Here is a 26,940-nt window from a genome sequence, read left to right as displayed (position 1 = left end):
CGCCGGTCGGGAGTCACCTCACACGTTTGGGGGCGCCCCCTCGATCGGACGTCCGAGCACACCCGGGCGCCGCTGCCACGGAAGGGGGCCCGTGGGCGGGCGGTAGGCCACTCCCAGGGCGTCAAGTCGCCCGTAGTGGACGGCCATCCGGCGTTCGAAGTCGGCGAAGTCCCGTTCGGCGGGGGCGGGCAGGGCGCTCCAGGCGACCTCGGCGAAGGCCGCGAGCCGAGGGAAGGTCTGGTAGTCCACGCGCGCGGGGTCCTCCATCACCTCGGTCCACACGTTCGCCTGGGTGCCCAGCACATGCCGCGCCTCCGCCTCGGTGAGCTCGGGCGGAACGGGTTCGAAGCGGTAGACGTCCTCCAGGGTGCGGACATATCCGATCGGCACCGGCTCGTCCGGGCCCGCGGCCTGACGGTGGTCCAAGTACACCTGCTGCTCGGGGCACATGACCACGTCGTGGCCGGCCCGGGCGGCCGTGACGCCGCCCTGGTAGCCGCGCCACGAGGACACCGCCGCCCCCTCGGCCAGCCCGCCCTCGAGGATCTCGTCCCAGCCGATCAGCCGACGCCCGCGTGCGGAGAGCCAGTTGTCGAAGTGCCGGATGAACCAGGACTGCAGCTCGTCCTCGTCCGCGAGCCCCAGTTCCCTGATGCGCGCCTGCGCGGCCGGCGACCGCTTCCACTGGTCCTTGGCGCACTCGTCGCCGCCGATGTGCACGAACCCCGAGAACGGCGCGAACCCCGAGAACGGCGCGAACCCCGGGAACGGCGCGAACTGTGTGAACGGCCCGGCGTCCGCCGGGAAGAGCTCCAGGAGTTCCTCGAAGACCCCCTCGTAGAAGCGCAGGGTGTTGTCAGTGGGGGCGAGTACGTTTTTGGAGACGCCCCAGGTGTCCCAGACGGTCAGGGAGGTCGTGTCGATGACGTCGGTGTTGCCCAGTTCCGGATACGCGGCGATGGCGGCCTGCGAGTGCCCCGGGATGTCTATCTCGGGGACGACACTGATATGCCGCTCGGCCGCGTACGCGACGATCTCGCGGATGTCGTCCTGCGTGTAGAAGCCCCCGTGCGGCTTCTCCTCCCACAGGGGCGAGGCACGATGGCCGAATTTCGTGCGCGCCCGCCAGGATCCGATCTCCGTCAGCTTCGGGTACCGCTTGATCTGGACACGCCAGCCTTGGTCGTCGGTGAGGTGGAAGTGGAAGACGTTGAGTTTGTGGGCGGCCATGAGGTCGAGGTGGCGCAGGACGCCGTCCTTGGGCGTGAAGTGCCGGGAGACGTCGAGCATGAGGCCGCGCCACGGGAATCGGGGGGCGTCCTCGATGATCTGGTGCGGGATTCCGTAGGTCCTCCCCGGCCGGACGGGGGCACGGCGGAAGGCATCGGGGCCAAGGAGTTGACGCAACGTCTGCGCGCCCCAGAACACGCCGGCCGCGCTGCCGCCCCGGATCTCGATGCCCCAGTTGACGACGACGCTGAGTTTGTACGCCTCCGGCTCCAGGGTGTCGTCGAGGAGCAGCCGTACGGCGTTGCGGGCGTCCTGCGGCCCTGGTGGCAGCGGCAGGCCGAGCGCGGCGCCGAGCGTGGCGCGCAGCCAGCGCTCCGTGGTGTCCGTGCCGGGCGCGGCCCACAGGGTGGTCTTCGCGTCGAGACCGACCCCGCAGCGCGTGGGGCCCTCGACGGCGCGGGGCGCCGGAATCACATCGTGCACGTCAGTCCTTTACCGCTCCGCCGAGGCCGGAGACCAGGCGTCGCTGTACGAGTACGAAGAAGATGAGCGCCGGAATCGTCATCACCGTGGACGCCGCCATCACGCCGCCCCAGTCCGGCTCGTCGGGCTTGTAGAAGACGAGCAGGGCCATCGGCAGGGTGGACTGCGAGGTGTCGCTGATGATGAAGGACTTGGCGAACAGGAAGTCGTTCCAGGCCGAGATGAAGGAAAAGACGCTCGTGGCCACCAGCCCCGGGAAGACGAGCGGGAAAAGGATCTGCCAGAGGAATCGCGTACGGCTCGCCCCGTCGATGTACGCGGCCTCCTCCAGCGCCTCGGGAACGGCCTTCACAAAACCCCTGAGCATCCAGATCGCGAACGGCAGCGAGAAGGCGAGGTGCGGCAGGATCAGCGATGCCAGCGTGTTCAGCCGGCCGAAGTCCCGCATCAGGAAGAAGAGGGGGATCGTCAGCGCCTCGACGGGCACCATCTGTGCGACGAGGAACATGATCAACAGGGTGGTCCGGAAACGGAAGCGGAATCGGGTGACCGCCGTCGCGGCGAGAAACGCGATCAGCGCCGAGACGACGACCACGGACCCCGCGACCACAAGGCTGTTGACGAAGTAGCGGCCGAATTCCTGCTGCCCGAAGACGCGCCGGAAGGAATCCAGGGAGGGCGAAAGCGTCCACGGCCTGGGCTCGGTGGACTCGATCTCCCCGGCCGGTTTGAAGGCGCCGAGCACCATCCAGTAGAGGGGGAAGGCGACGACCACCGCGATCAGCAGTGCGGACGCCTCGGCGGCGAGCCGCCAGGGGCGCCGGGGAAGCCGGGGACGCCGTACGAAGCCGGGTATCAGGCTCACAGTTCCTCCCCCTGCCTGCGCAGCAGCCGCAGGTACACCAGCGTGACCGCCAGCAGGATCACCAGCATGACCACACCGATCGCCGAGCCGAGGCCGTACTGCGAGGAGGCGAAGGCCTTCTGGTAGGCGTACACGTTCAGCACGAGGTTCTGGCCGGCGATGCCGCCGCCGTTCGTCATCACGTAGATCTGCGTGAAGACCTTGAAGTCCCAGATGACCGACTGGATGGTGACGACCATCAGGATCGGGCGGAGCAGCGGTGCGAGCACCGAGTGCCAGATCCGCCACTGCGAGGCGCCGTCCAGGGCGGCCGCCTCCAGCACTTCGGACGGTACGGCGCGGATCCCCGCGTAGACCGTCACCATCACGAACGGGAAGGAGCACCAGACCACTTCGAGCAGGACGAGCGCGAAGGCGCTGTAGCGCCCGTACGTCCAGGAGTGGTCGCCGATTCCGAGGACCCGGTTGACGGGCCCGAAGTCGGGGTCGAACAGGAACAGCCAGACCGTGGACCCGGTGACCGCCGGGGTCGCCCACGCGCCGAGCGCGGCCAGCATCAGCGCGAGCCTCGGCAGGGCCCGTACGCGGGTGAGGAGCACGGCGAGGGCGCAGCCGAAGGCCAGGGTGCAGAGCACGCAGGCCGCCGCGAACACCAGCGTGGCGATCAGGACCTGCCAGAACTGGTCGTCGGCGAAGAGGGTGGTGTAGTTGCCGAACCCTTCGAAGGCGGTCGGTTCACCTCCGCTGACCTGTGCCTGGGTGTACTTCAGGAGCGAGATCAGGCCGAGCTGGTAGATGGGGTAGACGAGCAGGGCACCGAGGACGACGAGGGCGGGGGCGAGGTAGAGCCAGGGGGCCCAGCGGGCGCGCCGGCGGCCGGGGACGCCGGCCACGGCCTTCGGGACCGTGACCGGTTCGGCGACGGCCTCTTGCGTGTTCATCCGCTCACCCCACGGAGCTGAACGCGTCGTTCATCTTCTTCGCCGCGTCCTTCGAGGCCGCCGGCACGTCCTTCTTGCCGCTGATGACCTCCTGGAACATCGTCGGCAGGACGAGCGAGGCGTCGATCTGGGACCAGGCGGCCGAGGCGGGCACGAACTTGGCGCCCGAGGCGAGGGTCTTCACGAAGGGCGCGACGAACGGCTGCTTCTTCGCGACCTCGTCCCGTACGTCGGTGTACGTCGGCAGGAACCCCATGGCGTCGAAGAGCTCGCTCTGGGTCTTCTTGCCCGCCAGCTGCTCCATCAGGCCGACGGCGAGGGTGCGGTGCGAGGTGCTCTTCAGGACGCCGATGTTGTTGCCGCCCGCGAACGCCGGGGCCACCGAGCCCGGCTTCACACCGGGCAACGGCACGACCGCGTACTTGCCCTTGATCTTCCCGGCCTCGATCGCGGCGTGGCTGAAGTCGCCGCCGATGGCCATGCCCGCCTTGCCGGAGGAGAACGCGGTGACGGTGTCGTTGCCGGTCATGCCCGCGCACTTGGCGGCGGGACAGTTGTCGGCGCCGAACAGCGAGGTGTAGGTCTTGATGCCCTTCTGGGCGGCCGCGCTGTCTATGGTCGCGGCGTAGGAGCCGCCCTTGCCCTGGGCGATCTCGCCGCCCTGGGACCAGATGAAGGGCATCGCGCCGTACGTGTACGCGCCGCCGACCACGAGTCCGTAGAGGTCGGGCTCGGCCGCGCGGATCTTCTTGGCGGTGGAGATCAACTCGGCCTGGGTCTTAGGGGCTTCGAGGCCGAGGTCCTTGAGGATGTCGGTGCGGTAGTAAAGGGCGCGGACGCCGACGAAGAAAGGGGCGCCGTAGATTCTCCCGTCCACCGTCACGGACTGCTTGGCGGTCGGGTCGGTGTCCTTGGCCTCGCTCCAGCCGGTGAACTCCTCGGTGACGTCGGCGAGTCCGCCGTCCTTGACGTAACCGGCGGTGTCCGTGTTGCCGTACTCGATGACGTCGGGGGCGCTCTTCGGGTCGTTGAAGGCGGCCTTCATGCGCTGGGCGCGGGTCTCCACGGGGATGTACTCGATGGTGACCTTGGTGTCCTTGTGCGCCTTCTTGAAGGTGCTGACGGCCGCGTCGACGACCTTCTCCTTCGGCCCGTTGTTGACCTCCTGGAAGAGCCAGACCCGCAGCGTGCCGGTCTTCTCGTCCTTTCCTGAGGAGGAGTTGTCGGAGGTCTGGGGGGCGCAGGCGGTGGCGACGACAAGGGCGGCGAGGGCGACGGCCGTTCGGGCGGGGAGCTTCACGGGCAGCTTCACAGAGAGCTTCATCGAGCATCCTCCGGTGAGGGGCGTTGCAACATACGCAATGACGGTTTCGCTCTGCACAACACACCGGAGGCTATGGACTACATGAACATGTCCACAAGAGGTCTCCACCACTCTGTGACCACGGAGCGCACCATGTGCAACGGCACCGGCGCAAAGCCGCCGGCGCACACGACGCAAAGGCCCTCGGGGCGCGCCGGAACGCGCCCCGAGGGCCTTGTGATCGTCGGGCCGCCGGTCCTCGGCGGGGCCCGTTACTTGTCCTGGCCGCCCTTGCCCTTGTCGCCGCCGGCGCCCATGGACTCGTAGATCTCCTTGCACATGGGACACACGGGGTACTTCTTCGGGTCGCGGCCCGGGACCCACACCTTGCCGCAGAGGGCCACGACGGGCGTGCCGTCGAGGGCGCTCGCCATGATCTTGTCCTTCTGGACATAGTGGGCGAAGCGCTCGTGGTCCCCGTCGCCGTGCGACACCTGCGGCGTCGGCTCTACGAGGGTCCCCGTCCCAGTGCCTCGCTGGGGCTGGGTCTCAGGCTCAAGAGTGCTCATAAAGGCCAAGGGTACTGAAGGTCACGGACATCAGTTGAGTGAAGGGTCGTCCGGATACGTCGCCACCATCGCGAGTTCGTTGCGCTGGCGGCGCAGGACCTCGCGCCAGAGGCGTTCCGGGGACGGGGAGGACACGTCTCCCGGTTCGGATTCCACCACGTACCAGGCGCCCTCGGTCAGTTCGTCCTCCAGTTGGCCAGGGCCCCAGCCCGCGTACCCGGCGAAGATTCTCAGGGAGCCGAGGGCCGAGGCGAGGAGTTCCGGTGGGGCCTCCAGGTCGACGAGGCCGATCGCCCCGTGCACCCGCCGCCAGCCGAGTGGCGCGCGCTCCCCGGAGGCGACGCCGCCCGGGATCACCGCGACGCCCAGCGCCGAGTCCAGCGACACCGGGCCGCCCTGGAAGACGACGCCGGGTTCCCCGGCCAGGTCGGCCCAGGCCTCCAGGATGTCGCTGACGTCCACCGGGGTCGGCCGGTTGAGGACGACACCGAGCGAGCCCTCCTCGTCGTGGTCGAGGAGCAGCACCACCGCGCGGTCGAAGTTCGGGTCCGCCAGGGCGGGCGTGGCCACGAGCAGCCGCCCTGTGAGCGAGGACACCTCGGTCATGCCAGACATGATCCCGCATCTTTCCCGCGTAGGGGGACCCAATACCCGTACCCGAGTGAATGCAGCTCAGGGCGCAGAGGAGCGCCCCCCGCGCACACCGTCACCGGTGACCCCCTGTGCCCGATTCAGAACGGTTCGTGTTGTGGCAAAGCTATGACGTTGCTGGGTGGTCCTTGGGCTTACTTAAGGGGGGTGGGCGGCGATTACCCTTGCTCTTCGGCTCCCGCCCAACCGGCCTGCCGACGCATACTCCTGCCCAACTCATCGGAACGCGAGATACATGACCGTCAACGGCTCTGACGATGTACTGCTTGTCCACGGCGGAACCCCGCTCGAGGGCGAGATCCGTGTCCGCGGTGCGAAGAACCTCGTGCCGAAGGCCATGGTCGCCGCCCTGCTGGGCAGCGCTCCGAGCCGACTGCGCAATGTCCCCGACATTCGCGATGTGCGCGTCGTGCGCGGGCTGCTGCAGCTGCACGGCGTGACGGTCCGTCCGGGTGAGGAGCCGGGCGAGCTGATCCTCGACCCGTCGCACGTGGAGAGCGCGAACGTCGCCGACATCGACGCCCACGCGGGCTCGTCGCGCATCCCGATCCTCTTCTGCGGCCCGCTGCTGCACCGTCTGGGGCACGCGTTCATCCCGGGACTCGGCGGCTGCGACATCGGCGGCCGGCCGATCGACTTCCACTTCGAGGTGCTGCGGCAGTTCGGCGCGAAGATCGAGAAGCGGGAGGACGGCCAGTACCTGGAGGCCCCGCAGCGGCTGCGCGGCACCAAGATCCAGCTGCCGTACCCGTCCGTCGGCGCGACCGAGCAGGTGCTGCTGACGGCGGTGCTCGCGGAAGGCGTCACCGAGCTGTCCAACGCGGCCGTGGAGCCCGAGATCGAGGACCTCATCTGCGTACTGCAGAAGATGGGCGCGATCATCGCCATGGACACCGACCGGACGATCCGCATCACCGGTGTGGACTCGCTCGGCGGCTACACCCACGCGGCCCTCCCGGACCGCCTGGAGGCCGCCTCCTGGGCTTCCGCGGCGCTGGCCACCGAGGGCAACATCTACGTCCGCGGCGCCCAGCAGCGCTCGATGATGACGTTCCTGAACACCTACCGCAAGGTGGGCGGCGCGTTCGAGATCGACGACGAGGGCATCCGCTTCTGGCACCCGGGCTCGCAGCTCAAGTCCATCGCCCTGGAGACGGACGTCCACCCCGGTTTCCAGACCGACTGGCAGCAGCCGCTGGTGGTCGCCCTGACGCAGGCCACGGGGCTGTCGATCATCCACGAGACGGTGTACGAGTCCCGCCTCGGCTTCACCTCCGCGCTGAACCAGATGGGCGCGCACATCCAGCTCTACCGCGAGTGCCTCGGCGGCTCGGTGTGCCGGTTCGGCCAGCGCAACTTCCTGCACTCGGCCGTCGTTTCGGGCCCGACCAAGCTCCAGGGCGCCGACCTGGTCATCCCCGACCTCCGCGGCGGCTTCTCGTACCTGATCGCCGCGCTCGCGGCCCAGGGCACCTCCCGCGTCCACGGCATCGACCTGATCAACCGCGGCTACGAGAACTTCATGGAGAAGCTCGTGGAGCTGGGCGCCAAGGTGGAACTGCCGGGCAAGGCGCTCGGATAGCACGGCCGGCGCTCGGACAACACGGCACGGCCGGCGCTCGGCTGACGTGGCTGGCTGTCGCCCAGAGGGCGCGGCCGGCGCTCGGGCCACAGTTCCAGGCGTGTGTACGACGATGGGGCGGCCCCCCGGTCAAGGGGGCCGCCCCATTGGCGTTACTGCGGTTCGTGCGCCGTCCCGTGGCACACGGACGCGGCTTACTTGCCCTTGGCCGCTTCCTTGAGCTTGCTGCCCGCGGAGACCTTCACGCTGTAGCCGGCCGGGATCTGGATCGGGTCGCCGGTCTGCGGGTTGCGCGCGGTGCGAGCGGCACGGTGGGTGCGCTCGAAGGTCAGGAAGCCGGGGATGGTGACCTTCTCGTCGCCCTTGGCGACGATCTCGCCGACGGTCTCGGCGAACGCGGCCAGAACGGCGTCGGCGTCCTTGCGGGTCACCTCGGCACGGTCGGCCAGCGCGGCCACCAGCTCACTGCGGTTCATGTTGTTACTCCCGTGTTCTTCTTGCCGTTGAGGCGTGCCACGCGGCGGAGCCGCATGTTGGATGCGGCGAAGCCGATGCTGCCAGGGCCCTCGGTCGGTCCCCGGACCCGGGTCCGTAGCCAGACCCTCGCGCCCGAAGACGCATCCTGCCCCCACCTGCGGCGGGAAAGCCAATCCGGCACCCCTGGGAGTCACACGAACACCCTTGGGAGTCACACGAAAAGCGCCACTGCCTCAGTGTGGTGACGCTCCGTCCGCTCCCGGCAGCGGACCGCAGGGCCTGGGAGGCCTGAGCCTGGCCGCAACCCTAGAGGGCGGCCAGGGACCCCGCATCCCGCGACGCGCCGACGCGCGGCGGTCGTGGCGATCGTCACAGCAAGTCACACCGCCGGATCCGGGGGCGGCGAGCCCCCGGCGACGCCCGCACCGGTGTCGAGTGCCCTACTCCGCCGCTGTCACACCCGCCGCCTTCGCCGCGGAGCGCACCGCTCCGGCGACCGCGCCCGCGACCTTGTCGTTGAAGACGCTGGGGATGATGTAGTTCGGGTTCAGCTCATCCTCGGTCACCACGTCCGCGAGCGCGGCCGCGGCGGCCAGCATCATCTCGGTGTTGACGGTGCGGGACTGGGCGTCCAGGAGGCCGCGGAAGACGCCCGGGAAGACCAGCACGTTGTTGATCTGGTTGGGGAAGTCGGAGCGGCCGGTGGCGACAACTGCCGCGGTCTGGCGGGCGATTGCCGGGTCGACCTCGGGGTCGGGGTTCGCGAGCGCGAACACGATGGCGTCCTCGGCCATGGCGGCCACGTCGTCGCCGTCGAGCACGTTCGGGGCGGAGACACCGATGAACACGTCGGCGCCGCGCACGGCCTCCTTCAACGTGCCGGTGAGGCCCTCGGGGTTGGTGTTGTCGGCGATCCAGCGCAGGGGCGAATCGGAGGCCGCGTCGACGAGGTCAGCGCGGTCCGCGTGCACGACACCGTGGATGTCGGCGACGACGGCGTTCTTGACGCCCGCGGCGATGAGCAGCTTCAGGATGGCCGTACCGGCCGCGCCCGCGCCGGACATGACGACCCGGATGTCCCCGATTGCCTTGCCCGCCACGCGCAGGGCGTTGGTGAGGGCGGCGAGGACGACGATCGCGGTGCCGTGCTGGTCGTCGTGGAAGACGGGGATGTCGAGGGCCTCGCGCAGCCGGGCCTCGATCTCGAAGCAGCGCGGCGCGGAGATGTCCTCCAGGTTGATGCCCGCGAAGCCGGGGGCGATCGCCTTGACGATCTCGACGATCGCGTCGGTGTCCTGGGTGTCCAGGCAGATCGGCCAGGCGTCGATGCCGGCGAAGCGCTTGAAGAGGGCCGCCTTGCCCTCCATGACAGGGAGGGCGGCCATCGGGCCGATGTTGCCGAGGCCCAGCACGGCGGAGCCGTCCGTCACGACCGCAACGGAGTTGCGTTTGATGGTGAGGCGGCGGGCGTCCTCGGGGTTCTCGGCGATCGCCATGCACACGCGGGCCACGCCCGGGGTGTAGATCATGGAGAGGTCGTCACGGTTGCGGATCGGGTGCTTGGACTGCATCTCGATCTTGCCGCCGAGGTGCATGAGGAACGTACGGTCGGAGACCTTGCCGAGCGTGACGCCCTCGATGCCGCGCAGCTGCTGGACGATCTCGTCGGCGTGGGCCGTGGAGCTCGCGGCGATGGTGACGTCGATCCGGAGCTTCTCGTGGCCTGAGGCGGTCACGTCGAGGCCGGTCACCGAGCCTCCGTGGGACTCTACGGCCGTGGTGATCTGGGAGACCGCGGTTCCGCTCGCGGGCACCTCCAGCCGGACCGTAATCGAGTAGGAGACGCTGGGCGCCGTTGCCATGGCCGACTTCCTCTGCTTTCACCGTGTACTGCTGGGTCGCGCTGTCTCGCGGGTATGCCGTCCGATCGTCGCACCTACCCTTCGGTACGTGGTAGCCGCCCCGGATTGCGAACGTTTTGTTCGCAGGTGAGGCGCGCGATTCCGGAAGACAACTTCCACCATACGAGAAGACATGACCTCAGAGGAAACGGCCGGACAACGAAAGCCGGACAATGAAAGAGGCTCACGTCAGGTGACGTGAGCCTCTCCTCGTTCAGTGACACCGACCCGCCATGCTCGCCTCGCGGCAAGTGGTCGCTCGTAGCGACGAAGGTTGGGCCCGGGGGCTTGGATCGGGCCGGTGTCACATCCACGGTAACAAACGATCCCCGTAAGGCAATTCCCACCCCGAGAGTTCATCTGGGGCGCCGGCCCCGCGGGGCGTCAGTCCCGGAGCAGATCCGGCACCCCGTTCGCGTCGGGTTCGTCGCGGTCGCCGGAGACGATCGTCAGCTGCTGGGTGGCCCGGGTGAGGGCGACGTACAGCACCCGCAGCCCCGCGGGCGACTCGTCGGCGATCTCCGCCGGCGAGACGACCACCGTCGCGTCGTACTCCAGTCCCTTCGCCTCCAGGCTCCCGAGCGCCACCACCCGTTCGCCGAGCCCTGCGAGCCAGCGGGCGGCCTCCTCGCGCCGGTTCATGGCCACCACGACGCCCACCGTGCCGTCCACGCGGTCCAGCAGGCGCGCGGCCTCGGCGCGCACGGTGTGCGCGAGCGAGTCCCGTACGCCGGCGCCCGCGCTGCTCGTCGCCACGAAACGCGGCTCGACCCCGGTGGACCGTACGGCCGAGGGGGACTCGGAGCCGGGCATGGCGAGGGCGAGGACCTTGGCGGCCAGCTCGGCGATCTCGGCGGGGTTGCGGTAGTTCACGGTGAGGGTGAAGCGGCGCCGGAGACGGCTCCCCAGGGCCTCGTCACGGGCCTCCGCGGCCTCGTCGGGGTCCGACCACGAGGACTGCGCCGGGTCGCCCACGACCGTCCAGGTGGCCTGCCGGCCGCGTCTGCCCACCATCCGCCACTGCATGGGCGTGAGGTCCTGCGCCTCGTCGACGATGACGTGCGCGTACTCGACGCGCTCCTGCGCCAGCCGCTCGGCCCGCTCACGCTGCGACTCCTCGCGTACGGGCATGAGCTCCTCGAGACCGGTGAGCTGGTCCAGCGGGTCCAGCTCGCGGCGTCTGCGGGGCCGGACGGGCATCCCCAGGATCGCCTGGAGCTCGTCCAGGATCGCCACGTCGTGGACGGACAGCCCGTCCCGCTTGAGCGAGCGCGCGACCCGGCGCACCTCGCCTGGGTTGAGGATCCGCCGCGCCCAGCGGCCGAGGCGCCGCTCGTCGGCCATGGCGGCGAGGACGCCCCGCGGGGTCAGCTCCGGCCACCACGCGTTCAGGAAGTCGATGAAACTGTCCTCGGAGGCGACGTCCTCGTCGAAGGACGACCGCAGCTCGGCGGCCAGCTCCGGGTCCGTGTGCCGCGTACCGGCCCCGGACTTCGCCCACAGCGCGTCCAGCAGCAGCTTGCGGGCGCGCGGGCGCAGCAGGTTCACCGGCGCGGTCCCGCTCAGCGCGTTGTGCTTGATGCGGTCGAGCTCGGCGGCCTCCAGCTCCAGGCGCCGCCCGAAGGCGACGACCCGCAGTCGGGTGGGGGTACCCGCGGGGGCCGGGGCGGCCTCCTCGCCGAAGGAGAGCTGCTCCGACCGGTCCCGGTCGGCGGCGGGGCGGCCCGGGCTGCCGCCGGGCGCCTCCAGCGCGCCCCGGGCGGCCTTCCGCAGCACCTTGAGCATCCTGTACGAGCCCTTGGCGCGGGCGACGGCCGGGGAGTCGTACAGGGTGGCCTCCGCGCCGTCGACGAGGGAGCCGATGGCGCGGATGGCGACCTGGCCCTCCTCGCCGAGGGAGGGCAGCACGCCCTCGGTGTAGGCGACCAGGAGCGGGGTCGGGGAGACGATCAGGATGCCGCCCGCGTACCGGCGGCGGTCCTGGTAGAGGAGGTAGGCCGCCCGGTGCAGGGCCACGGCCGTCTTGCCGGTGCCGGGGCCGCCCTCCACGTAGGTCACCGACGCGGCGGGGGCGCGGATCACCAGGTCCTGTTCGGCCTGGATGGACGCCACGATGTCGCGCATGGTGTGGCTGCGGGCCTGGCCGAGCGCGGCCATCAGGGCGCCGTCGCCGATCACCGGGAGTTCCCGGCCGTCGAGGGTGGCCTTGAGCTCGGGACGCATCAGGTCGTCCTCGACGCCGAGGACCTTGCGGCCCTTGGAGCGGATGACCCGGCGGCGTACGACGCGGCCCGGGTCGACCGGTGTCGAGCGGTAGAAGGGGGCCGCGGCGGGCGCCCGCCAGTCGATGACCAGCGGCGCGTAGTCCGCGTCCAGCACCCCGATGCGGCCGATGTGGAGCGTCTCGGCGATGGAGGCGTACTGACCGGTCTCGTCCACCTGTACGACACCCTCGGCCGGTTCGACGGCCGTGTAGGCGCCGTCCGGACCCTTCTTGCCGTCCTTCCCGAGCAACAGGTCGATCCGGCCGAAGAGGAAGTCCTCGAACTCGTTGTTCAGGCGATTCAGATGAATCCCCGCGCGGAACACCTGGGCGTCGCGCTCCGCGAGCGCCCCCGGTGTACCGACCTGGCCGCGCTGGGCGGCGTCGTTCATCAGGAACTCCGCCTCGTGGATCTTCTCCTCGAGGCGCCGGTACACCCGGTCCAGATGTTGCTGCTCGACGCTGATCTCACGATCCCGTACGGAATCGTCCTGTGCGGAATCGTGGATCTGGTCGAGCGCGGTTTCCTGCTGAGCCTGAGCGGCCACCGGGCCCCCTTCTGACGTGCTGGGCAGCCGTCAACCGTACGCGAAGGGGGCCCCGTGAGGCTACGTGCGCGCCCTGAGATCGCTCACACGTTCACCTCGACGAGCCGCTTCCCGTCGAAGGTCATGACCTCGAAGTGGTCGATCTCGTTCGGCTTGAAGGCCGCGCCACCGTGGACGTAGAGGGGGTTCTTGCCCTCTTCCGTCTTGGCGTTCGCGATGCCGTAGCCCCAGTTCGGGACCGCCCAGGAGGTCACCGTCTCACGCTCGCCGTTCTTGCCGACGGCGATCAGCGAGCACTTCAGCGGGCCCTTGACGTTCTTGAGCTGGAGGACGGCGTGGGTGCCCCAGTCCTTCTTCTCGATCGCGACGACGGCGTTGACCTTGGTGCTCGGGTCCGTGGCCGACTTCTTGTCCGTCATGACGTCGAAGGCGGCCTTGGCCGGGCTGGTGGCCATCGCCATGCCGGGAGACGCGGTGGTGGTGCTGCCGCCACCGTTGACGGCCATCACGGTCAGCGGGCCGCCGATGATCAGCGCGGCCGCGGCCGCCACCAGGTAGAAGCCGCGCCTGCGCTTGACCGCGCGTCGCTCGGACACCTCGTCGACCAGCCGTTCCGCGAGCCGTGGGCTCGGGCGGGCGGACAGCGACTCGCCGATGGCGGGGGTGCCCTGTGAGGCGGGCAGATCCGCGAGCGCGGCGAGCATCGGTTCCATCCCGGCGAGCTCGTCGAGCTGCTGGCCGCACCATTCGCAGGTGGCGAGGTGGGCCTCGAAGGCGGTCGCTTCGGCATCGTCGAGGATGCCGAGGGCGTAGGCGCCGACGGTTTCGTGGATGTTGTCACCGGGGTTCTGTTGTCCCCGTGGTCCCTGCATGGCTCCTGGACCGCCTGTTCCGTAACCCCCGTATGCGTTCATGCCGTCACCCCCCGCTCCTCCAGCGCCAGCTTCATCGACCGCAGGGCGTAGAACACCCGGGAGCGCACGGTGCCGCTGGGTATGCCGAGCGTCTCGGCCGCCTCATTGACCGTACGCCCTTTGAAGTACGTTTCGACCAGAACTTCCCTGTGAGCAGGGGTCAGGTCGTCCAGCGCGTCCGACAGTGTCATCAGCCACAACGCCTTGTCGATCTCGTCCTCCGCGGGGATGACCTCCAGCGGTGACGGGTCCACCTCCTGCGGCCGGGCCTGCCGGCTGCGGTGGCCGTCGATGACGATGCGCCGGGCGACCGTCACCAGCCAGGGTCGTACCGAACCGGTCGCCCGATTGAGCTGACCGGCGTTCTTCCAGGCACGGATGAGTGTTTCCTGCACCACGTCCTCGGCACGCTGCCGATCCCCCGCGACCAGCCGCAGTACATACGCGAGCAACGGACCCGCGTGTTCCCGGTACAGCGCACGCATCAGCTCCTCGTCGGGTTCGTTCGACGAAGCCGACGCAGACGGATTCATGCGATGTCGGGCCCTTGACCTTCGTTCATCAGCCACGGCGGAATCCTTGCGCACGCCTACCTCCGGTGTCCGGGGGATCCCCCAGTCGGTCGCTCGTCCCGGAGTACGTGCCTGGGCGTGCGCATGTTCAAAGAGGTGGGACATATTTCTTGTAAGAGTTGTGAAGGAAGTTTGTTGATCACTGCAGGCGATCGACACATCACATAGGGGTGAGGCGAGGGCTCCGGATCGACTCGCCGAGACCGGGACGCTGTGACGCGTTTCATACACGGATCACGCGTGTCAGACACGGTTCGCGCGTGTCAGACACGGTTCACGCGCGGGCGAGGGCCGCCCGGCGCCGGTGCCGGGCCACCCGCTCCCGGTTTCCGCACACCTCGCTGGAACACCACCGTCGGCGCCGCCCCCGGGAGGTGTCGAGGTAGACGATCGGGCAGTTGTCCCCCTCGCACTGTCTGAGGCTCGCGCGCGCCATCGGGTCGGTGAGCAGTTCGAGGGCGTCGCGGGCGATGACGGCGAGCAGCCCGGGGCCGCCGGGCGGGGTGTGCAGCCGGCGCCGCAGCGAGCCGTCGTCCGCGCGTACGGCCCAGGGGGCGGGCGGGGCGGCGAGAGCGACGGCGTTGACGCGGGCGAGCGCGGTGTCGGCGGGCCGCGCGTCCAGCTCACCGCGGACCAACTGGGCGACATGACCGCGTAGTTCGCGAAACCCCACGATCCAGGAGATGTCGGCCGCCGCGAGTGGGGTGCCCGCGGGGACGAGTCCGGAGCGGGTGATCCAGGCGCGCAGCCGGTCCACCGAGTCGAGCCGTTCCTCGGGATGGGTGGTCGCCAGGAGGTCCAGGCAGATCCGCCCGGAGTCGAACCTCAGCTCGTACGAGGCCGTGGCCATGCCCGATGCCATGTGCCTGTCACCGCCTTGGGGTTACCGCCGTGAGGGGTCGGTGGGGGTCGTACCCCCTACAGTGCATGGCTGCACCCGCGACCGGAAGACCTGTGCCGGTCAGCGCGTGTTCAGGGGGTGGACGTCCGCTTATGGGGCCGCGCGCCTCGGCCATGTCCGTGGCCGGACCACGCCGGTTGACTCGATGGCATGACAGAGAACAGCACGGGGCGGCGTATCACCGCCGGAGGTGTCCTGGGTGCGGCCACGGTCGCGATGGGCCTGATCGCCGGGGTCTTCTACATTTTCGCCTGTGACGTCATGCCGTCACTGGCCCGCAGTGACGACCGCGTCTTCATCGAGGTCATGCGGAACATCAACGACGTGATCCAGAACCCGGTGTTCTTCCTGAGCTTCATGGGCGCACTGGTCCTCACTGCGGTCTCCGCCTGGCAGTCGCGGAAGTCCCCCCACCGGTGGTGGGTGTTCGCCGCCCTCGCCGCGTACGCGCTGGCCTTCCTGTTCACGCTCGCCGTGAACATCCCGCTCAACAACCGCCTGGCAAACGCCGGTAACCCCGCGACGATCGCCGACCCGGCCGCCGTACGCCGGAGGTTCGAGGACACCTGGGTCGCCTGGAACGTCGTACGGGCCCTGCTGTCGACGCTCGCGCTGGCCTGCCTCACCCGCGCCCTGCTGCTGTACCGACGGCCTCACACGTCGGCGTACTTGGAGTCGGCGGCGGGGTCGAGCGCGAGTCGGTAGCCGCGCTTGACGACGGTCTGGATGAGCTTGGGCGCGCCGAGTGCCGTACGCAGCCGGGCCATGGCCGTCTCGACGGCGTGTTCGTCCCGCCCGGCGCCCGGCAGCGCCCGCAGCAGCTCGGCCCGGGCGACCACCCAGCCGGGGCGGCGGGACAGGGCCCGCAGCAGCGACATCCCGGCGGGCGGTACGGGCCGCAGCGCCCCGTCGACCATCACGGCGTGGCCGCGGATCTCGACCCGGTGGCCGGCGATGGGCAACGTACGGGCCCGGCCCGGGAGTTCCTGGCAGAGCAGCTGGACGAGGGGGCCGAGCCGGAAGCGCTCGGGCTGGACGGTGTCGATGCCGTGCGCCTGCAGAGGGAGTGCGGTGACGGGGCCGACGCAGGCGGGCAGGACGTCATGGTGGAGGGCGGCGAGGAGTTCGGACAGCAGACCGCGGTCCTCGGCCCTGGACAGCAGGGAGGCGGCGGCGGGCGCGCTGGTGAAGGTGAGCGCGTCCAGGCCCCGGGTGACGGTGGCGTCGAGGAGCCGGTCGACGGGCCCGATGTCCTCCGGCGGCATCCACCGGTAGACGGGGACCCCCACGACCTCGGCTCCGGCGGCCCGCAGCGACTCCACGAACCCGGGCAGCGGCTCGCCGTGCAGCTGTACGGCGATACGGCGGCCCTCGACACCCTCCTCCAGGAGCCGGTCGAGCACCTCGGCCATGGACTCGGAGGAGGGCGACCACTCCTCGGTCAGTCCCTGGGCCCGTATGGCGCCCTTGACCTTGGGGCCGCGCGCGAGCAGTTCGACCCCGCGCAGCCGGCCGAGCAGGGCCTCGCCGAGGCCCCACCCGTCGGCGGCCTCGACCCAGCCGCGGAAGCCGATCGCCGTGGTGGCGACCACGATGTCGGGCGCCTGGTCGATCAGCTCCTTGGTGGCGGCGAGGAGTTCGCTGTCGTCGGCGAGCGGCACGATGCGCAGGGCGGGCGCGTGCTGGACGGCGGCGCCGCGTCGCTGGAGCAAAGCCCCGAGTTCGTCGGCCCGACGCGCGGCCGTCACGCCCACGGTGAACCCCGCGAGGGAGCCGCGGTCCTGGCCGGCCGGTCGCTGCTGTTCGTCGTCCATGGCTCTCGTCTCACGCTGGGGATCTACGTGCGGTCACGGCCGACCGAGCCTGTCAACGCCCCGTGACAGGCTCGGTACCCCTTGATGTCACCCGTGTTACGTCAGACGTCGACATGGCTGAGCTGCGGCTTCGCCTCTGCGGCAGTGGCCGTACGGGTCTGGGTGGCGGGGCCGCGAAGGTATACGGCCCAAGTCACCAGGAAGCACACCGCGTAGAAGGCGAGGAAGGCCACGAAGGCGCCGGTGCCGGAGCCGTAGGACAGGAAGGACTGCCGGAAGGCGAGGTTGATGCCGACGCCGCCGAGTGCGCCCACCGCGCCGATGAGGCCCATGGAGGCCCCGGACAGCCGCCGCCCGTAGGAGGCCGCCTCCTCCCCTGCCAGGCCCTTCGCGGCGGCCTTGGCCTGGAAGATGCCCGGGATCATCTTGTACGTCGAGCCGTTGCCGAGCCCGGTGAGCACGAACAGCGCGATGAACGCGATCGTGAACAGGGGAAGCGACTTCTGGGTGGAGGCGACGACGATGACACCGGACGCGCCGGCCATGGCGACGAAGTTCCACAGCGTGATGCGCGCGCCGCCGTAGCGGTCGGCGAGCCGGCCGCCCACGGGCCGGATCAGCGAGCCGAGCAGCGGGCCGATGAAGGTGACGTAGGCCGCCTGCAGCGGAGTGCGGCCGAACTGGTTCTGGAGCACCTGCCCGAAGGCGAAGCTGTAGCCGATGAACGACCCGAAGGTGCCGATGTAGAGGAAGGACATGATCCAGGTGTGGGCGTCCTTCGCGGCGTCCCCGGCGGCGCCGGTGTCGTTCTTCACCGACGCGATGTTGTCCATGTAGACGGCGGCGAGCACGGCGGCGACGACGATCAGCGGAATGTAGATCCCCAGCAGGACCCTCGGCCCCCCGCTCGCGCCGATGATCGCGAGCGCCACGAGCTGGATGACGGGCACGCCGATGTTTCCCCCGCCCGCGTTGAGACCGAGCGCCCAGCCCTTCTTCTTCAGCGGGAAGAAGGCGTTGATGTTGGTCATGCTGGAGGCGAAGTTGCCGCCGCCGATGCCGGCGAGCAGCCCCACCAGCAGGAAGGTGTCGAAGGAGGTCCCCGGCTTCATCACCGCGAACGCGGCGACGCTCGGGACGAGCAGCAGGCTCGCCGAGACGACGGTCCAGTTCCGGCCGCCGAAGATCGCCACCGCGAAGGTGTACGGCACCCGCACCACGGCTCCGACCAGCGTCACCATCGAGGTGAGCATGAACTTGTCGGCCGGGGTGAGCCCGTACTCGGGGCCCATGAAGAGCACCATCACCGACCACAGGGTCCAGATCGAGAACCCGATGTGCTCGCAGAGCACGGAGAAGAGCAGATTCCGCCGGGCGACCTTCTCACCCGTCTCCTTCCAGAAGGTCTCGTCCTCCGGATCCCACTCCTGGATCCAGCGGCCTTCCCTGCTCGGTGCGGGGGCTGTACTAGGGGCTGTCATGACGCCTCCACGGTTCTCCGGTGCGGTGCCCAGGTGTCGTACAACGACTGACTGAGTCCCGAAGGTAGGGAGGACGCGTTTCGAGGCTGTGGCTGTGAGTGACCGGAAAGGAACGTTGCTCTCACGAGGGGGAGGGGGCGACGGTGAGGACGTCCGGGTGGGGACGTCCGGGGTGCCGTCGCCCCCTGCCTGCGTCTAGACCCGGTGGTTCCCCCGCGAGGCGCCCTTCTTCCTCTTCGCGCTCTTCGCGCTCTTCGCGGTCTTCACACTCTTCGCGCCGTTGGGCCACAGCCTCGGGCTGCGCTTGGCGGCGATGTCCTCGATCCAGCCGAAGGCCAGGATCGTCAGGCCGATGAGGGGCCAGACCAGGAGGAACATCCACACCATGTACGAGGAGTCGAGCGCGGCCACCGCGCTGTCGCTCTGCATGAACGGGAGGTTGTAGGCCTGGTCGATGATCGGGACCGTGGCCATGATCAGCATGTTGTGCCAGAGGTAGATCGTGACGGCCCGGTTGTTGGACAGCGTGATCAGCTTGTCCCAGCGGGCCAGCCGGCCGGGAAGCTCCTGCCAGGACGGCGAGTACTGGAGCAGGATGACGACGAAGCCGAAGGACCAGGCCGCCTGGGCGAGCGGGATGTCGTTCAGGTCCCAGCCGTCGGGGCCCAGGTGTCCCGAGGCCCACCACAGGCCGAAGGCCATGAGCAGGGCCGAGCAGGAGATCGCCAGATAGCGGGGGACGCGTTGCAGGACGCCCTCGTGGTGGGCGAAGCCCAGGACCCAGCAGCCGCCGTAGACCGTGAAGTCGGAGATCGCGTTGCCCGTCTCGCCGGGGATGGTGACCAGGCCGGTGCCGAGGACCGCCGTCAGGGCGAGGGGGGCCAGCAGCGTCGCCCAGGGGACCCTGCGGAAGGCCCACAGCAGCAGGGGCGAGGCGATCACGAACCACAGATAGGCGCGCAGGTACCAGAGCGGGCCGGCCGCCTGGACCGCCCAGGTGTCCTCCAGCAGGCCGGACTTGGAGCCGACGTGCCAGGGGAAGGGCGGGGCGCCGAACGGAATGACGTAGTCGATCAGCTTGACGAGGCCCCAGGTGCCGCCGTTGTCGGGGTCCTTCACCACGTTCCAGCCACCCGCGAACATCAGCGCGAGGGCCACCGCGCTGAACGCCCACAGGGGCGGCAGGAGGCGGCGGACGCGGCCGCGGATCACACCGAGGGGCGGGCGGCTGAGCGAGCGGGCCATCAGCGAGCCCGCCAGCGCGAACATCACGCCCATGGAGGGGAAGACGACCGTCAGCCATGCCCAGCCGAAGAGGTGGTAGACGACCACACGGACCAGGGCGATCGAGCGCAGCAGGTCCAGGTAGCGGTCGCGGCCGGGCTTCTTGGGCGCGGAAGCGGACCGCGGGGCCGAATCCGCGGCTGATCCCGGCGCGGTTGTCGGCGCGGATACCGGCGACGGTGTCGGTCCGGGGTGGACCCGGGCCGATCCCAGAGGCGGCGTCGCACCCGCCGTGTACTCGTGCGTGGTCACGCGACCGGCCTCCGATCGTTCCCGCTCTGTGCCGCCCGCTGCCGCGGGATCGATCCCGGTGCCTCCACGACGCCCGTGCGCCGCAGCTTCTGCCAGCGCAGCCGGCCTCCGGTGAGCGCCGTGATCCAGGACTGGAGGAGGACCATGTACATCAACTGCCTGTAGAGGATCTGCTGGAGCGGGAGTGAGATGAGATACCTCATGCGCTCACGGTCCAGCCGGAAGGCGTACGCCGCGCAGGCGGCCTGGATGGCGAGGACGCCCAGCCACGCGAGGACCGTCTTCTGCGTCGGGCCGAAGACGAGCCCGTACAGCAGGAAGACGTCGATCAGCGGGGCCAGCAGCGGGGCCAGGACCATGAACAGCGAGACCAGCGGCAGGCCCACCCGGCCGAAGCGGCCCGACGGGCCCCGTTCGACGAGCGCTCTGCGGTGCTTCCAGATCGCCTGCATCGTGCCGTACGACCAGCGGTAGCGCTGCGACCAGAGCTGCTGGACGGACTCCGGCGCCTCCGTCCACGCGCGTGCCTTCTCCGCGTAGACGACCCGCCAGCCGTCGCGGTGCAGGGCCATCGTGATGTCGGTGTCCTCGGCGAGCGTGTCGTCGCTCATGCCGCCGGCCCTCTCCAGCGCGGAGCGGCGGAAGGCGCCGACCGCGCCGGGGATGGTCGGCATGCAGCCGAGGATGTCGTACATCCGGCGGTCGAGGTTGAAGCCCATCACGTACTCGATGTGCTGCCAGGCCCCGATGAGGGAGTCGCGGTTGCCGACCTTCGCGTTGCCCGCGACCGCGCCGACGCTCGGGTCGGCGAAGGGCTGGACGAGTTCGCGGACGGTGGCCGGTTCGAAGACCGTGTCGCCGTCCATCATCACGACGATGTCGTGACGGGCGTTGGCCAGGCCCCGGTTGAGGGCCGCGGGCTTGCCCGCGTTGTGCTGGCGCACGACACGGACGTTCGGCAGCAGCAGGTCCTCGACGATCCGCGCCGTGCCGTCGCTCGAACCGTCGTCGACGACGAGCACTTCGATGGGGTGTTCGCTCGCCATCAGGGAACGGACCGTGTTCTCGATGCACTTGGCCTCGTTGTACGCCGGCACGAGCACCGACACCGGTTCGGTGACCGGCGCCGGACCCCAGCGGAAGTCCTTGCGCCGCACCCGGCGGGCGTGCAGGGCGGAGAGCAGGAGCATCATGCCGAAGCGGGTGAAGACGAGCACGCCGATGATCGCGATGCCGACGACCAGGACGTCGGTGACGGCGTCGGAGGCCCGCACCAGGTAGATCCAGGCCTTGCCCTTCCACAGTTCGAGGCCGGTGACCTGGGTGTGCGCGCTGGGTGCGTCGAGGGCCTCGGTGAGGTTCTGGAACCGGTACCCGCGCTCCTGAAGCTCCGGCAGGAACTTGTCCAGCGCCTGCACGGTCTGGTGGCGGTCGCCGCCGGAGTCGTGCATCAGGACGATCGCGCCCTTGCCGCTCTTGGGGGTGGCGTTGCGGATGATCCGGTCGACGCCCGGCTTCTGCCAGTCCTCGCTGTCGGTGTTGTTGACCACGGTGATGTAACCGCGCGTGCCGATGTACTCCGTCACCGGCCAGGACTTGTTGTCCATGGCGTCCGCGAAGGACGAGTACGGGGGCCGGAAGAGGGAGGTACGGATGCCCGCCGCGCCGGCCAGCGCCAGCTGGTTCTGGGAGAGCTCCCAGTCGATGCGCTTCGTGGACTGGAAGGAGAGGTCGGGGTGGTTGAAGGTGTGCAGGCCGACCTCGTGGCCCTCCTCGACGATGCGCTTCACCAGCTCCGGATAGCGCGAGGTCATGGTGCCGGTGACGAAGAAGACGGCGTGGGCGTGGTGCTTCTTCAGAACGTCGAGGACCTTGGGTGTCCAGGTGGGGTCCGGGCCGTCGTCGAAGGTGAGGACGAGCCGGTGGTCGGGGATGTTCAGGCTGTTCGTGCGGCCACCGCGGGTGTCGATGACCGGGCCGCCGTCGAGGATCTTGTCCGGCACCTTGTCGGTGGCGGCCTCGGGCTGGATGCGGTGGTCGGCGAGGATCTCGCTGTGCACATAGCCGCGCAGCATCAGCATCGCCAGCATGGCGACGAGGAGCAGCGAGGGCAGCAGCCAGCGCATGGGCAGCCGTCGGCGCCGGACATCGGGTGCCGGACGCCGCGCACGGGGAGCGGGCCCGTGCGCGTGGGTGCGGGATGCCATCAGAGGATGTTCTCCAAGTTGTGCGGGGTCGCCGGGCTCACCGGGTTCTCCGGGGACGAGGAGCTGGTGATGCCGGGCTCGGACGCGATGGGGCCCGGTTCTACGGGGCTGTCGGCGACCGTGCCGGTGCCGCCGGCGCCGACCGTGCTCTCCGAGGGGCTCGGCGAGGCGGCGCCGTCCTCCGAGGGGCTGGGGTCGGGCAAGTCGGACACCGGGACGGACGGCGGCGTGATGGGGTCCTTGGTGGTGCTGGTGCTCGGCTTCGGCCTGGTGGTGACGGACGTCGAGGGCTTCGGGTCCGCGGACGTGCCCGGGTCGGAGGCGCTCGCGGAGGCGCCCGGTGTCGGGCTGACGCCCGGTGCCGGGGCCGTACCGTCGCTCACCGAGGCGCTCGCGCCGGGCGCGGCGCTGCTCGAACCGGACGGCGACACCGAGTCGGTGGGCAGCGGCGAGGTCTCGACCTTCCCGGCCGGCGTGTCGTCCTGCTGGCCGGGCACCGGCAACCAGGGCGCGTTGGAGTTGCCGGACAGGAGCGTGGCGACGATGACGACGGCGTACACCGCGCAGGCGATGCCGACGAGGATGCCGAGCCGGCGGAATCTGCGGCTGCGGCGGCCGGACTCGTCGACGAACACCGGGCCGTCCGAGCCGTCCTGGGCGCCCGGGGCGTCCTTGGCCTGCTGGACCAGCCAGTCCTCCGTCTTCCGCCGTCCGACTCCGTCGAGTTGGACCGTCACCTCGTGCGGATCGTGGGTGTGTCCCGGCTCACCGGGCCGCTCCCAGGGCGTGGCTGCGGGCCCGCCAGGCGTGTCGGCACCACGGCCCACGGACGGCCGGCCTTCCCCCGCGAACCCGCCGAGCGTGTCCGGCCTGCGGTCCGCGACCGGCCAGCCACCCCTCTCGGGTCGGCCGGGCGTGTCGGATCGGCCGGGCGTGCCGGATCGGCTGGGCGTGCCGGATCGGCCGAGGGTGTCGGGTCGGCCGAGGATGTCGGGTCGCCTGCGCGCATCCGGCCAGCCACCCGTGGCCGGCCGATCGTCCTCGCCGACGCGGCGACCGGCTCCGGCGCGGTCACGCGGACCGGCGGGCTGGTCGGGTACCCCGGCGAGTTGATCCGGTGCGCTGCGGTCGCGCGGCCCGGCGGGCTGCTTGGGCACGGCACCGGAGTCGGGTCCGGCGGGCTGGTCGGGTACCCCGGCGAGTTGATCCGGTGCGCTGCGGTCGCGCGGCCCGGCGGGCTGCTTGGGCACGGCGCCGGAGTCGGGTCCGGCGGGCTGCTTGGGCACCCCGGCAAGGCCGTCCGATCCGAGCGCCCCGCCGGAAACCCCGGCACGACGGCCCGCCCCGGCCCGCAGGTCGGCCTCTTCTTCATGGTTCGCGTCGTCGTGACGCTCCGCGCCGAGGCGGTCGGCGCCCGCGTCGTCGTCCGCGCTCACCCGACGGTCCATACCGAAGCGTTGTTCAACGCCCGACCGACGACCGACACCGGATGAACGGCCCGCACCGGACAGACCTTCAGAACCGGACGAACAACCCGCACCGGACAGACCTTCAGGACCGGATGAACGGCTCATACCGGATATATCCCCGGAGCCGGATGAACGGCCCGCACCCGGCAACCCGCCCGCGCCGAACGCACCCTCCGCGCCCGCTCCTCGTTCCGCCCCAGTTCTCGTATCGGCGCCCGATCGGCCTTCCATGCCAGCTCCAGGCTCTCTTTCGACACCGCGTTCGACATCGGTGTCAGATTCCGCTTCCGCGGCGAGCCCCACGGTGGCGCCGCCCGCGATCTGCGGCCACGTCGAGGTCGCACGGGCGGCCTCGGGCCACACCACCGACTCTCCGGACCCCGTCGGCGCAGCCGGCTCCCCGGCCCCACGCCCCTGCGCCTGATCGACATCTTGGTGATCAGGTTGGGCGTCTTTCCGCCACTTATCCACGTGCACGCACATCCCCCCAGGGACAGATTTCGGGTGCGCGCACGACTCCGGGCATTACGTATATGTCGTCCGGAACGAGCCCCCACCCGCCCCGAGCGCCCCCCTTTACCACACTGCACCCGGACCATGAATGTAGCGCATGCGGAAGACCCGTGTGGTTATGTGTCAATCCTGCCCCGCCATCACCAGCTCATCACTGGCCGGAATCCAACCGTCCGCAGGACGCCGCAGCCACCCCTCCTCGGCAGCCAGCTCGCCGGCGGCGCGTCGAAGAGCATCGATCCCGGGGTGCACCAGCCCCTTTCGCCACACCAGTGACACGGGTGACAACGGAACGGGTCCAACAAGAGGTTTCCTTACGGTTTCAGGCATGGCCGGAAAATCCACCACAGCAAGGACAGGGTTCCGCTTCTTGGCCATGACCCGCCGGAACTCATCGGCTCCGACGGCCACCGGCGCGGGCGGCGCCAGCGCGATACCGCGACCCTCGAAAAGGTGGAACGCCAAGTCGGTCCACTCCCGCGTCCGCGGATTCCCCGCCCCGGCGTACACGGTCTCGCCCGCGAGCGCGTCGAGCGGCACCGCGTCCAGGCCGGCGAGGTGATGGTCCTCGGGCAGCACGACGGCCATCGGCTCATACCGTACGGGCTGCTGTTCGAGCCGGGCCCGGATCGCCGGATCGAGTCCCGCGAACCGGCCGAACGACGCGTCCAGACGCCCCGCGAGGATCTCCCCCGCCGCGCCGGTGAGCCCGCTCTCGAAGCGGGCCATCAGCTCGCAGTCGGGCGCGAGCGCACGGGCCCGCTCCAGGACGCGGCCGGAGACGAGGCCCGGGGAGTTGACGTCGACGAGCAGCGGCCGCTCCGGGCCGTCCCCCGCGAACGCGGACAGCAGCGCGTCCTGCGCCTCCAGCACCCGCCGCGCGTACGGCACCAGCCGCTCACCGTCGGCTGTCAGGGCCACCTGCCGGGTCGTCCTTACGAACAACTCCGCCCCGAGTTCGCGCTCCAGTCGCCGGATGTCACGGCTGAGGGCCTGTTGGGCGACGTACAGCCGGGCGGCGGCCCGTGTGAAGTGCAGCTCCTCGGCGACGGCGAGGAAGGCGCGGAGGAGACGGGGGTCGAGATGGTGGTGGAGAGGAGCGGCCATCGCGCGAACTTACAACGCAGGTGCGTCAATGGCCACGGAGTAGGTGTTGGACCGTCCACCCCGCACCCGGCGACGGTTGGCCCATGCCGCAACAGCCCTCCGAGCAGGCGTGCCCGCCCCTGCTCACCGCCACCGGCGACAGCCTGGTGTTCGCCGACTTCCACCCACGCCGTCAGAAGGCCCCGCGCCGCCGGACAACCCCGTACCACCGCCTCTTCACCATCCCCGGCACCCGCGCCTTCACCGTCGGGAACCTGCTCGCCCGGCTCCCCATGGGGATGTTCAGCGTCAGCGCGGTGATCATGATCGCGGGCTCGCGCGGCTCGTACGCCCTCGCCGGTGCCGTGACGGCGACCGGCCTCGCGGCGACCGCGCTGGTCGCCCCCTGGACCGCACGGCTCGTCGACCGGCACGGTCAGGCCCGGATCGCGGTGCCGGCCACGGCCTTCGCCCTGCTGGGAAGCATCGCGCTGCTGCTGTGCGTGCACTTCGGGACGCCGGACTGGACCCTGTTCGCCGCGTACGCCGCCACGGCCACCACCCCCAACACGGGCGGCATGTCGCGCGCCCGCTGGGCCCACCTCCTCCGGGACGACCCGGCCGCCGCGCACACCGCGAACTCCTTCGAACAGGCCGCGGACGAGCTGTGCTTCATGCTGGGCCCGGTGTGCGCGGCCTTCCTGTGCGGGACGTTCTTCCCGGAGGCGGGCACGCTGGTGGCCGGCGTGCTGATGATGACCGGCGTGCTGATCTTCGCCGCCCAGCGTTCGACGGAACCGCCGCCCCAGCCCCGTACGCCCTCCAAGTCCCCCCTCCTGGCCGCCGGAATGCCGCCCCTGCTCCTCTGTTTCCTCGCCACCGGTGCCGTCTTCGGCTCGATGGAGGTCGTCACGATCGCCTTCGCGGACGCACACGGGCATCGGTCGGCGGCGGGCGCGGTGCTCGCCCTCCAGGCGGCCGGGTCGTGCGTGGCGGGGCTGCTGTACGGGGCGCGGAAGCCGGCCGGTCCGGCCGCGCGGCGCCACCCGCTGTGCCTGGCCGCCATGACGGCCCTCATGACCCTCCCCCTGCTCGCGGCCTTCCTGACCGCCTCGCTCCCGGCCCTCGCGGGCGCACTGCTGCTCGCCGGAGCCGCGACCGCGCCCACCATGGTCACCGGCATGACCCTCGTCCAGCAGCGCACTCCCGAGGCCCGGTTGAACGAGGGCATGACCCTCGCGGTGACGGGCCTGCTCGGCGGGATCGCCTGCGGCTCGGCGACCGGCGGCTGGGTGGTCGAACACATCTCGGCGACGGCGGGGTACGGGGTGCCGGTCGCGGCGGCGGCCAGCGCGCTCGCGATCTCCCTCGCGATCTCACCGGCCCTCTCCCGGCTCAGGGCCCGGCTCGGGGCCCGGCTCGGGGCCCGGTGACAGCCGCGTACACGATCATCCCCGCGTGCACGTCAAGGACACGGGACGCGCACCGGTCGTCCGACCCGCCGAACCGCCGCCAACCCCTCGGCCCCAATTCCGGCGCACCCCATTGACGCGCCCAGGCCCCCCACATACCTTCCCCCGTCGAAGCGCTTCGACGTCACGCATCGAAACGATTCGACGAACGCTGCGTGACGG

Annotated in this window: 21 protein-coding genes; 3 read left to right on the top strand and 18 right to left on the bottom strand. The window is 70.3% G+C overall.

Annotated elements, in window-relative coordinates:
* Positions 1-18: 18 nt before the first annotated feature.
* From ACIQTP_RS00420 to ACIQTP_RS00395, 6 genes are all read right to left on the bottom strand, one after another.
* Positions 19-1,713 (bottom strand): beta-N-acetylhexosaminidase, encoded by a 1,695-nt coding sequence (locus ACIQTP_RS00420; protein ID WP_403394871.1) that lies wholly within the window; start codon positions 1,711-1,713, stop codon positions 19-21.
* A 1-nt stretch (position 1,714) separates the two neighbouring features.
* Positions 1,715-2,572, bottom strand: a complete 858-nt coding sequence (locus ACIQTP_RS00415) for a carbohydrate ABC transporter permease (RefSeq protein WP_403396034.1) — start codon at positions 2,570-2,572, stop codon at positions 1,715-1,717.
* 2 nt (positions 2,573-2,574) lie between these two features.
* Positions 2,575-3,519, bottom strand: coding sequence for a carbohydrate ABC transporter permease (locus ACIQTP_RS00410; RefSeq protein ID WP_403394869.1), 945 nt, complete (start codon positions 3,517-3,519; stop codon positions 2,575-2,577).
* Positions 3,520-3,523: 4 nt separating this feature from the next.
* On the bottom strand, positions 3,524-4,843 hold the full coding sequence (locus ACIQTP_RS00405) for an extracellular solute-binding protein (protein ID WP_403394867.1): 1,320 nt from the start codon (positions 4,841-4,843) through the stop codon (positions 3,524-3,526).
* A 251-nt stretch (positions 4,844-5,094) separates the two neighbouring features.
* Positions 5,095-5,391, bottom strand: a complete 297-nt coding sequence (locus ACIQTP_RS00400) for a DUF3039 domain-containing protein (protein WP_075029065.1) — start codon at positions 5,389-5,391, stop codon at positions 5,095-5,097.
* 30 nt (positions 5,392-5,421) lie between these two features.
* On the bottom strand, positions 5,422-5,997 hold the full coding sequence (locus ACIQTP_RS00395; RefSeq protein WP_054229660.1) for a YqgE/AlgH family protein: 576 nt from the start codon (positions 5,995-5,997) through the stop codon (positions 5,422-5,424).
* A gap of 280 nt (positions 5,998-6,277) precedes the next feature.
* On the opposite strand from ACIQTP_RS00395, the gene murA reads away from it, so the two are divergent.
* Positions 6,278-7,624: a UDP-N-acetylglucosamine 1-carboxyvinyltransferase gene (gene murA / locus ACIQTP_RS00390; RefSeq protein WP_101404898.1), complete on the top strand. Its 1,347-nt coding sequence runs from the start codon at positions 6,278-6,280 to the stop codon at positions 7,622-7,624.
* Positions 7,625-7,818: 194 nt separating this feature from the next.
* Here the strand turns inward: murA and ACIQTP_RS00385 are convergent, their stop codons facing one another.
* The 6 genes from ACIQTP_RS00385 to ACIQTP_RS00360 form a co-directional block, all read right to left on the bottom strand.
* A complete protein-coding gene (locus tag ACIQTP_RS00385; RefSeq protein ID WP_007382399.1) occupies positions 7,819-8,100 on the bottom strand; it encodes an HU family DNA-binding protein in 282 nt (93 codons plus the stop codon).
* Between the two features lie 441 nt (positions 8,101-8,541).
* Positions 8,542-9,963 (bottom strand): NAD-dependent malic enzyme, encoded by a 1,422-nt coding sequence (locus ACIQTP_RS00380; protein WP_402040920.1) that lies wholly within the window; start codon positions 9,961-9,963, stop codon positions 8,542-8,544.
* A 423-nt stretch (positions 9,964-10,386) separates the two neighbouring features.
* Positions 10,387-12,813 carry a HelD family protein gene (locus ACIQTP_RS00375; RefSeq protein ID WP_403394864.1) on the bottom strand — a complete coding sequence of 809 codons (2,427 nt, stop codon included), beginning with the start codon at positions 12,811-12,813 and terminating at the stop codon, positions 10,387-10,389.
* Between the two features lie 83 nt (positions 12,814-12,896).
* Positions 12,897-13,685 (bottom strand): anti-sigma factor family protein, encoded by a 789-nt coding sequence (locus tag ACIQTP_RS00370; RefSeq protein ID WP_403394862.1) that lies wholly within the window; start codon positions 13,683-13,685, stop codon positions 12,897-12,899.
* Positions 13,686-13,723: 38 nt separating this feature from the next.
* Complete coding sequence (locus ACIQTP_RS00365; RefSeq protein WP_054229655.1) at positions 13,724-14,260, bottom strand: sigma-70 family RNA polymerase sigma factor; 537 nt, start codon at positions 14,258-14,260, stop codon at positions 13,724-13,726.
* Positions 14,261-14,573: 313 nt separating this feature from the next.
* Positions 14,574-15,161, bottom strand: coding sequence for a CGNR zinc finger domain-containing protein (locus ACIQTP_RS00360; RefSeq protein WP_403394860.1), 588 nt, complete (start codon positions 15,159-15,161; stop codon positions 14,574-14,576).
* A 189-nt stretch (positions 15,162-15,350) separates the two neighbouring features.
* Between ACIQTP_RS00360 and ACIQTP_RS00355 the strand changes: the two genes are divergently transcribed.
* Positions 15,351-15,905, top strand: a complete 555-nt coding sequence (locus ACIQTP_RS00355) for a DUF1772 domain-containing protein (protein WP_403394858.1) — start codon at positions 15,351-15,353, stop codon at positions 15,903-15,905.
* Here ACIQTP_RS00355 and ACIQTP_RS00350 read toward each other — a convergent pair.
* From ACIQTP_RS00350 to ACIQTP_RS00325, 6 genes are all read right to left on the bottom strand, one after another.
* Complete coding sequence (locus ACIQTP_RS00350; protein WP_403394856.1) at positions 15,854-17,014, bottom strand: uroporphyrinogen-III synthase; 1,161 nt, start codon at positions 17,012-17,014, stop codon at positions 15,854-15,856. The genes ACIQTP_RS00355 and ACIQTP_RS00350 overlap by 52 nt on opposite strands.
* A 101-nt stretch (positions 17,015-17,115) precedes the next feature.
* Positions 17,116-18,495, bottom strand: a complete 1,380-nt coding sequence (locus tag ACIQTP_RS00345) for a nitrate/nitrite transporter (protein ID WP_403394854.1) — start codon at positions 18,493-18,495, stop codon at positions 17,116-17,118.
* A gap of 195 nt (positions 18,496-18,690) precedes the next feature.
* Positions 18,691-20,031, bottom strand: coding sequence for an acyltransferase (locus ACIQTP_RS00340; protein WP_403394852.1), 1,341 nt, complete (start codon positions 20,029-20,031; stop codon positions 18,691-18,693).
* On the bottom strand, positions 20,028-22,238 hold the full coding sequence (locus tag ACIQTP_RS00335) for a glycosyltransferase (protein WP_403394850.1): 2,211 nt from the start codon (positions 22,236-22,238) through the stop codon (positions 20,028-20,030). The genes ACIQTP_RS00340 and ACIQTP_RS00335 overlap by 4 nt, the downstream gene beginning before the upstream one ends.
* A complete protein-coding gene (locus ACIQTP_RS00330) occupies positions 22,238-23,674 on the bottom strand; it encodes a hypothetical protein (RefSeq protein ID WP_403394848.1) in 1,437 nt (478 codons plus the stop codon). The genes ACIQTP_RS00335 and ACIQTP_RS00330 overlap by 1 nt, the downstream gene beginning before the upstream one ends.
* A gap of 669 nt (positions 23,675-24,343) precedes the next feature.
* Entirely contained in the window at positions 24,344-25,327 is a 984-nt protein-coding gene (locus ACIQTP_RS00325) for a LysR family transcriptional regulator (protein WP_403394846.1), read from the bottom strand.
* Positions 25,328-25,410: 83 nt separating this feature from the next.
* On the opposite strand from ACIQTP_RS00325, the gene ACIQTP_RS00320 reads away from it, so the two are divergent.
* Positions 25,411-26,739: an MFS transporter gene (locus ACIQTP_RS00320; protein ID WP_403394844.1), complete on the top strand. Its 1,329-nt coding sequence runs from the start codon at positions 25,411-25,413 to the stop codon at positions 26,737-26,739.
* Positions 26,740-26,940: the final 201 nt, after the last annotated feature.

This window comes from Streptomyces sp. NPDC090798 (assembly GCF_044768965.1).
Lineage (GTDB): Bacteria > Actinomycetota > Actinomycetes > Streptomycetales > Streptomycetaceae > Streptomyces.
Note: the sequence above shows the minus strand (reverse complement) of the source record. Positions and strands in the feature narration are given on the sequence as shown.

Bases quoted from the DNA above. Each gene is read 5' to 3' on its own strand.
- ACIQTP_RS00410 (WP_403394869.1), bottom strand. From the start codon at position 3,519: ATGAACACGCAAGAGGCCGTCGCCGAACCGGTCACGGTCCCGAAGGCC.
- ACIQTP_RS00405 (WP_403394867.1), bottom strand. From the start codon at position 4,843: ATGAAGCTCTCTGTGAAGCTGCCCGTGAAGCTCCCCGCCCGAACGGCC.
- ACIQTP_RS00400 (WP_075029065.1), bottom strand. From the start codon at position 5,391: ATGAGCACTCTTGAGCCTGAGACCCAGCCCCAGCGAGGCACTGGGACG.
- ACIQTP_RS00395 (WP_054229660.1), bottom strand. From the start codon at position 5,997: ATGACCGAGGTGTCCTCGCTCACAGGGCGGCTGCTCGTGGCCACGCCC.
- murA (WP_101404898.1), top strand. From the start codon at position 6,278: ATGACCGTCAACGGCTCTGACGATGTACTGCTTGTCCACGGCGGAACC.
- ACIQTP_RS00385 (WP_007382399.1), bottom strand. From the start codon at position 8,100: ATGAACCGCAGTGAGCTGGTGGCCGCGCTGGCCGACCGTGCCGAGGTG.
- ACIQTP_RS00380 (WP_402040920.1), bottom strand. From the start codon at position 9,963: ATGGCAACGGCGCCCAGCGTCTCCTACTCGATTACGGTCCGGCTGGAG.
- ACIQTP_RS00370 (WP_403394862.1), bottom strand. From the start codon at position 13,685: ATGCAGGGACCACGGGGACAACAGAACCCCGGTGACAACATCCACGAA.
- ACIQTP_RS00365 (WP_054229655.1), bottom strand. From the start codon at position 14,260: ATGAATCCGTCTGCGTCGGCTTCGTCGAACGAACCCGACGAGGAGCTG.
- ACIQTP_RS00360 (WP_403394860.1), bottom strand. From the start codon at position 15,161: ATGGCATCGGGCATGGCCACGGCCTCGTACGAGCTGAGGTTCGACTCC.
- ACIQTP_RS00355 (WP_403394858.1), top strand. From the start codon at position 15,351: ATGACAGAGAACAGCACGGGGCGGCGTATCACCGCCGGAGGTGTCCTG.
- ACIQTP_RS00350 (WP_403394856.1), bottom strand. From the start codon at position 17,014: ATGGACGACGAACAGCAGCGACCGGCCGGCCAGGACCGCGGCTCCCTC.
- ACIQTP_RS00345 (WP_403394854.1), bottom strand. From the start codon at position 18,495: ATGACAGCCCCTAGTACAGCCCCCGCACCGAGCAGGGAAGGCCGCTGG.
- ACIQTP_RS00335 (WP_403394850.1), bottom strand. From the start codon at position 22,238: ATGGCATCCCGCACCCACGCGCACGGGCCCGCTCCCCGTGCGCGGCGT.
- ACIQTP_RS00325 (WP_403394846.1), bottom strand. From the start codon at position 25,327: ATGGCCGCTCCTCTCCACCACCATCTCGACCCCCGTCTCCTCCGCGCC.
- ACIQTP_RS00320 (WP_403394844.1), top strand. From the start codon at position 25,411: ATGCCGCAACAGCCCTCCGAGCAGGCGTGCCCGCCCCTGCTCACCGCC.